The sequence below is a fragment of the Microbispora sp. NPDC049633 genome (assembly GCF_040675265.1).
GTDB lineage: Bacteria > Actinomycetota > Actinomycetes > Streptosporangiales > Streptosporangiaceae > Microbispora > Microbispora maris.
In genome coordinates, this window is the sequence record NZ_JBFAOO010000336.1 from 1 (window position 1) to 4,487 (window position 4,487).

5 protein-coding genes are annotated in these 4,487 nt (G+C 71.1%); all 5 read left to right on the plus strand.

The annotated features are described in order from the left end of the window. A partial coding sequence (locus AB0J39_RS38280) for a 2-hydroxyacyl-CoA dehydratase family protein (protein WP_363473927.1) occupies positions 1 to 1,051 on the plus strand: 1,051 nt, incomplete at its 5' end. Continuing rightward, positions 1,039 to 2,286 (plus strand): 2-hydroxyacyl-CoA dehydratase family protein, encoded by a 1,248-nt coding sequence (locus AB0J39_RS38285; RefSeq protein ID WP_363473929.1) that lies wholly within the window; start codon positions 1,039 to 1,041, stop codon positions 2,284 to 2,286. The genes AB0J39_RS38280 and AB0J39_RS38285, both read left to right, overlap by 13 nt. A 128-nt stretch (positions 2,287 to 2,414) precedes the next feature. Next, positions 2,415 to 3,341: an SDR family NAD(P)-dependent oxidoreductase gene (locus AB0J39_RS38290; RefSeq protein ID WP_363473931.1), complete on the plus strand. Its 927-nt coding sequence runs from the start codon at positions 2,415 to 2,417 to the stop codon at positions 3,339 to 3,341. Between the two features lie 10 nt (positions 3,342 to 3,351). After that, positions 3,352 to 4,242, plus strand: coding sequence for an amidohydrolase family protein (locus AB0J39_RS38295; RefSeq protein WP_363473935.1), 891 nt, complete (start codon positions 3,352 to 3,354; stop codon positions 4,240 to 4,242). Then, on the plus strand, positions 4,239 to 4,487 hold a 249-nt coding region (locus AB0J39_RS38300; protein WP_363473933.1), incomplete at its 3' end, for a MaoC/PaaZ C-terminal domain-containing protein. The genes AB0J39_RS38295 and AB0J39_RS38300, both read left to right, overlap by 4 nt.

Consider the following 4,487-nt stretch of genomic DNA (forward strand, 5'->3'; position numbering starts at 1 on the left):
GGCCTCCCCGGCCTCCGCGCAGGGCGCGACCGGCGACCGGTCGCCGGTCGCCGGCTACGTCGGGGCGGACGTGCCGGTCGAACTGCTGACCGCCGCGGGGATGCGTGCGGTCCGCCTCACGGGTGACCCGGACTCCGGCTCCGAGCTCGGAGACCGCTACCTGGGCCGCGGGGTGGACCCGGCGGCCCGCTCGGTGCTCACCCGGCTGCTCGCCGGGTCCTTCGGCGACCTGGACCGCATCGTGGTCTCGCACGACTGCGAGGCGTCCCTGCGGCTGTTCTACGCGCTGCGCGAGCTGCGGCGGGTGGAGCCGGGCGCCGGACTGCCCGAGGTGTACCTGGTGGACATCCTGCACCTGCCGCACCGCACGACCGCGCGGTACAACCGCCGCCGGATCGGCGAGTTCGCGGCCAGGCTGGAGGCCTGGACCGGCCGCCGCCTCGACCTGGCCGGGGCGGTGGCGGCGCACGACGAGCGTCGCCGTCTGCTGGCCGCCGTCGCCGAACTGCGCCGGGCCGTGCCCGCCCGCCTGACGGGACGCCAGTTCCTCGCGGCGGTCAACGCGGCCCTGCCCGTTCACGAGCACATCGCGCTGCTGGAACGGCTGCTGTCCGAGGCGGGACAGCTCCCGGAACACGCCGGGCGGCGCGTCTTCCTGAGCGGCAGCGACCACGACACGCCGCACGTGTACGAGGCCGTCGAGTCCGAGGGCTACGTGATCGTCGGCGAGGACCACTCCTTCGGCGACCTCTTCCTCAGGGAGCCGGTCGGCGCGGCGGGCCTGGACGCGCTGGCCGAGCACTACCACCACAGCGGCCCGACCGCCCACCGGGCCACGGTGAGCGAGCGCGCCGCCCACGCGGCGAGGGCCGTACGGGATTGCCGGGCCGAGCTCTTCGTCGCCTATTCGAGGATCGGCGACGAGGCCCCGGCCTGGGACTTCCCCGCGCAGCGCGCGGCGCTCGACATCCCCGCCGTGCTGCTGGAACGCCAGGACTACGGGCGTGCCGACCTGACCGCCCTGCGGAAGGAACACCCATGCGCAGTGTGAAATCCCTCGCCACGGCGGCCGAGGCGGGCAGGCACCAGCGTGAATGGTTCGCCGACCTGCGGCGGCGGGTCGCCGCCGGCGAGCCGTTCGCCCTGCTGAACGCGGACGTCCCGCACGAGATCTTCCGCACGATGGACATCCCGTACGCCGTCAGCCAGTGGTGGGCGTCCCTGGTCGCCGCCAAGCAGCGCTCGGGGCACTACCTGGAGCTGGTGCGGCAGCGCGGCTACCCCGACTACTCCGAGCAGTACAACTCGGTCACCCTCGGCTCCGCCTTCGATCCGGAACCGGAGGCCGGCCCCTGGGGTGGCCTGCCGAAACCGGACATCGTCGTCGGGGACGCCACCGGTGACATCACCCGCAAGGTCTTCGACATCTGGGGTCACGAGCCCGGGGTCACCTTCTACCCGCTGGAGAACGCCGCCGAGAACGAGGTCCCCGTCAACTGGTGGGAGCTGATGCCGCACCGCTGGGAGCAGGCCGTCGGCCCGGCCAGGCTGGACCTGCTCACCGCGGAGCTGGAGAACCTCGTCAGGTTCCTGGAGACCACCACCGGCAGGCGGTTCAGCGAGTCCCGCTTCCGCGAGGTGATGGCCCTGGTCGACGAGCAGGAGGAGTGGAACAGGAAGACCCGCGACCTCATCGCCCGCACCCGGCCCGCGCCGCTCGGCGTCGTCGACAGCATCCCCAGCGTCATGCTCCCGCAGTGGCACCGCGGCACCGAGTGGGCCAGGGACATCGCCAGGCGCTTCTACGAGGAGGTGCGCGAGCGGGTCGACACGGGCCAGGCCGCGTGCCCGGACGAGCGGGCCCGGCTGATGTGGATCGGCCGTGGCCTCTGGTATGACATGGGCTTCTACCAGCGCTTCCAGGAGCAGTACGGCGCGGTGTTCGTCTGGTCGATGTACCTGGCCATCGCCGCCGACGGGTACATCCGCTACGGCGACGACCCCATGAGGGCGCTGGCGGCACGCTTCGCCGCCTTCGGCGACCAGCTCTACACCCCGCCGTGGTCGAGCGAGTGGTACGTGAAGGAGGCTCGCCTGCACGGCATCGACGGCGTGGTCCACCTGGTCTCCGACGACCCCCGCGGCAGCTACTTCACCGCCAGGGCGCTGGAGGCGGCCGGGTTCCCGGTGATCGAGATCCACGCCGACAACGTCGACGCCCGCACCTTCGACGACGAGGTCGTCAAGCGCATCGGTCAGTGGCTGGAGGACGTCGTCCTGGCCTGACCTCGATCGTCTCCCGGCATCGCTTCGCCACGCGGACCCGTGTCGCCCGAATGTTGGGCAATTCTTTGACGATCGTCATAAGAGTGCATATATTCCGAATCAATCGCGTACAACTCAGGGGGAGTCCCATGGATCTTTCCGGCAAGGTCGCCGTCGTTACAGGTGCGGGCCGAGGGCTCGGCCGCGCGTACGCCGAGGCACTGGCCGCGTCCGGAGCGGCGGTGGTCGTCAACGACGTGGACGCCGAAGCGGCGGCGCAGGTCGTCGACGCCATCACCGGCAACGGCGGCCGGGCGACGAGCGTCGTCGCCCCGGTCGGATCCGCCGAGGTGGCCGAGCGGCTGGTCGACACGGCCGTGAAGGAGTTCGGCCGGCTCGACGTGATGGTCACCAACGCGGGCATCCTGCGCGACCGGGTGCTGTGGAAGATGTCGGACGACGACTTCGACGCGGTGATCGACGTGCACCTGCGCGGCACGTTCACCTGCGCGCGGGCGGCGGCGATCCGGATGCGTGAGCAGGGGAGCGGCGGCCGGCTGATCCTGATCTCCTCGCCGGCCGGCCAGCGCGGGAACTTCGGGCAGACCAACTACGCGGCGGCCAAGGCCGGCATCGTGGCGATGGCCAGGACCTGGGCGATGGAGCTGGGCAGGGCGAACATCACGGTGAACGCGGTCGTCCCGGTGGCGGCCACGGAGATGACCAAGACGATTCCCGTGTTCGCGCCGATCATCGAGGAGTCCGAGCGGACCGGGAAGCCGTTCCCCGAGTGGCTGCGCAAGGACGAGGGGCTGGGCACGGTCGAGGACGTGGCGGGGCTCGTCGTGTTCCTCGCCTCGGACGCCTCCGCGGGGGTGACCGGCCAGGCGATCGGGATCGGCGGCGACCGCCTCGCGCTGTGGTCGCACCCCAGCGAGAAGTCCGTCGCGTTCGCCGACGGCGGCTGGACGGCCGAGAGCATCGCCGCCTCCTGGCAGTCGGGCGTCGGCGCCGAGCCGGAGACGTACGGCATCCCCGCGCCGAAGGCTCCCGCCTCGGACGCGCAGGGAGCCTGACATGGCCGTCATGAACGTCGCCGATCTGGTCGCGATCGACGTCCACACCCACGCGGAGATCTCAAAGGACGGGCACGGCTCGCTGAGCCCCGAGCTGTTCGGCGCCTCGGAGGACTACTTCAAGGCCCACGGGCACCGCCAGCCCACCATCCCGGAGATGGCCGCGTACTACCGGGAGCGGAAGATGGCCGCGGTGGTGTTCACCGTGGACGCCGAGCACGCCACCGGGCACCCGCGCATCTCCAACGAGGAGGTCGCGGAGAGCTGCGCGGAGCACGCCGACGTGCTGATCCCGTTCGCCAGCGTCGATCCGTGGAAGGGCAGGGCGGGCGCGCGCGAGGCGCGGCGGCTGGTCCAGGAGCACGGCGTGCGCGGGTTCAAGTTCCACCCGAGCATCCAGGGCATCGCCCCCAACGACCCCGTGGCGTACCCGTTGTACGAGGCGATCGAGGAGCTGGGCGTCCCGGCGCTGTTCCACACCGGCCAGACCGGCATCGGCGCGGGCGTCCCCGGCGGGGGCGGGATCCGGCTCAAGTACGGCAACCCTATGCTGGTGGACGACGTGGCCGTGGACTTCCCGGAGCTGCGGATCATCCTGGCCCATCCGTCGTTCCCCTGGCAGGACGAGGCGCTGGCGGTGGCCACGCACAAGCCGTACGTCTACATCGACCTGTCCGGATGGTCGCCGAAGTACTTCCCGCCGCAGCTCGTGCGGTACGCCAACACGCTGCTGAAGGACAAGGTGCTCTTCGGCTCCGACTACCCGGTGATCACCCCGGACCGCTGGCTCGCCGACTTCGACAAGCTCGAGATCAAGCCCGAGGTCCGCCCGAAGATTCTGAAGGACAACGCCGTACGCCTGCTCGGGCTCGGCGCGCAGGAGAGGACGACGGACGCATGACCATCACGGCGTACGGGCTCGACGAGATCAGGGCGCTGGCCGGCAAGGACCTCGGTCACAGCGGGTGGCTGGAGATCACCCAGGAGCGGGTGAACACCTTCGCCGACGCCACCGGTGACCACCAGTGGATCCACGTCGACCCGGTCAGGTCCGCAGGCGGCCCGTTCGGCGGCACGATCGCCCACGGGTACCTCACCCTGTCCCTGGTCATCCCGATGTTCACCGAGCTGCTGGACATCCAGGGC

Coding starts and splice junctions, on each gene's coding strand:
- AB0J39_RS38285 (WP_363473929.1), top strand. CDS start 1,039: ATGCGCAGTGTGAAATCCCTCGCCACGGCGGCCGAGGCGGGCAGGCAC.
- AB0J39_RS38290 (WP_363473931.1), top strand. CDS start 2,415: ATGGATCTTTCCGGCAAGGTCGCCGTCGTTACAGGTGCGGGCCGAGGG.
- AB0J39_RS38295 (WP_363473935.1), top strand. CDS start 3,352: ATGAACGTCGCCGATCTGGTCGCGATCGACGTCCACACCCACGCGGAG.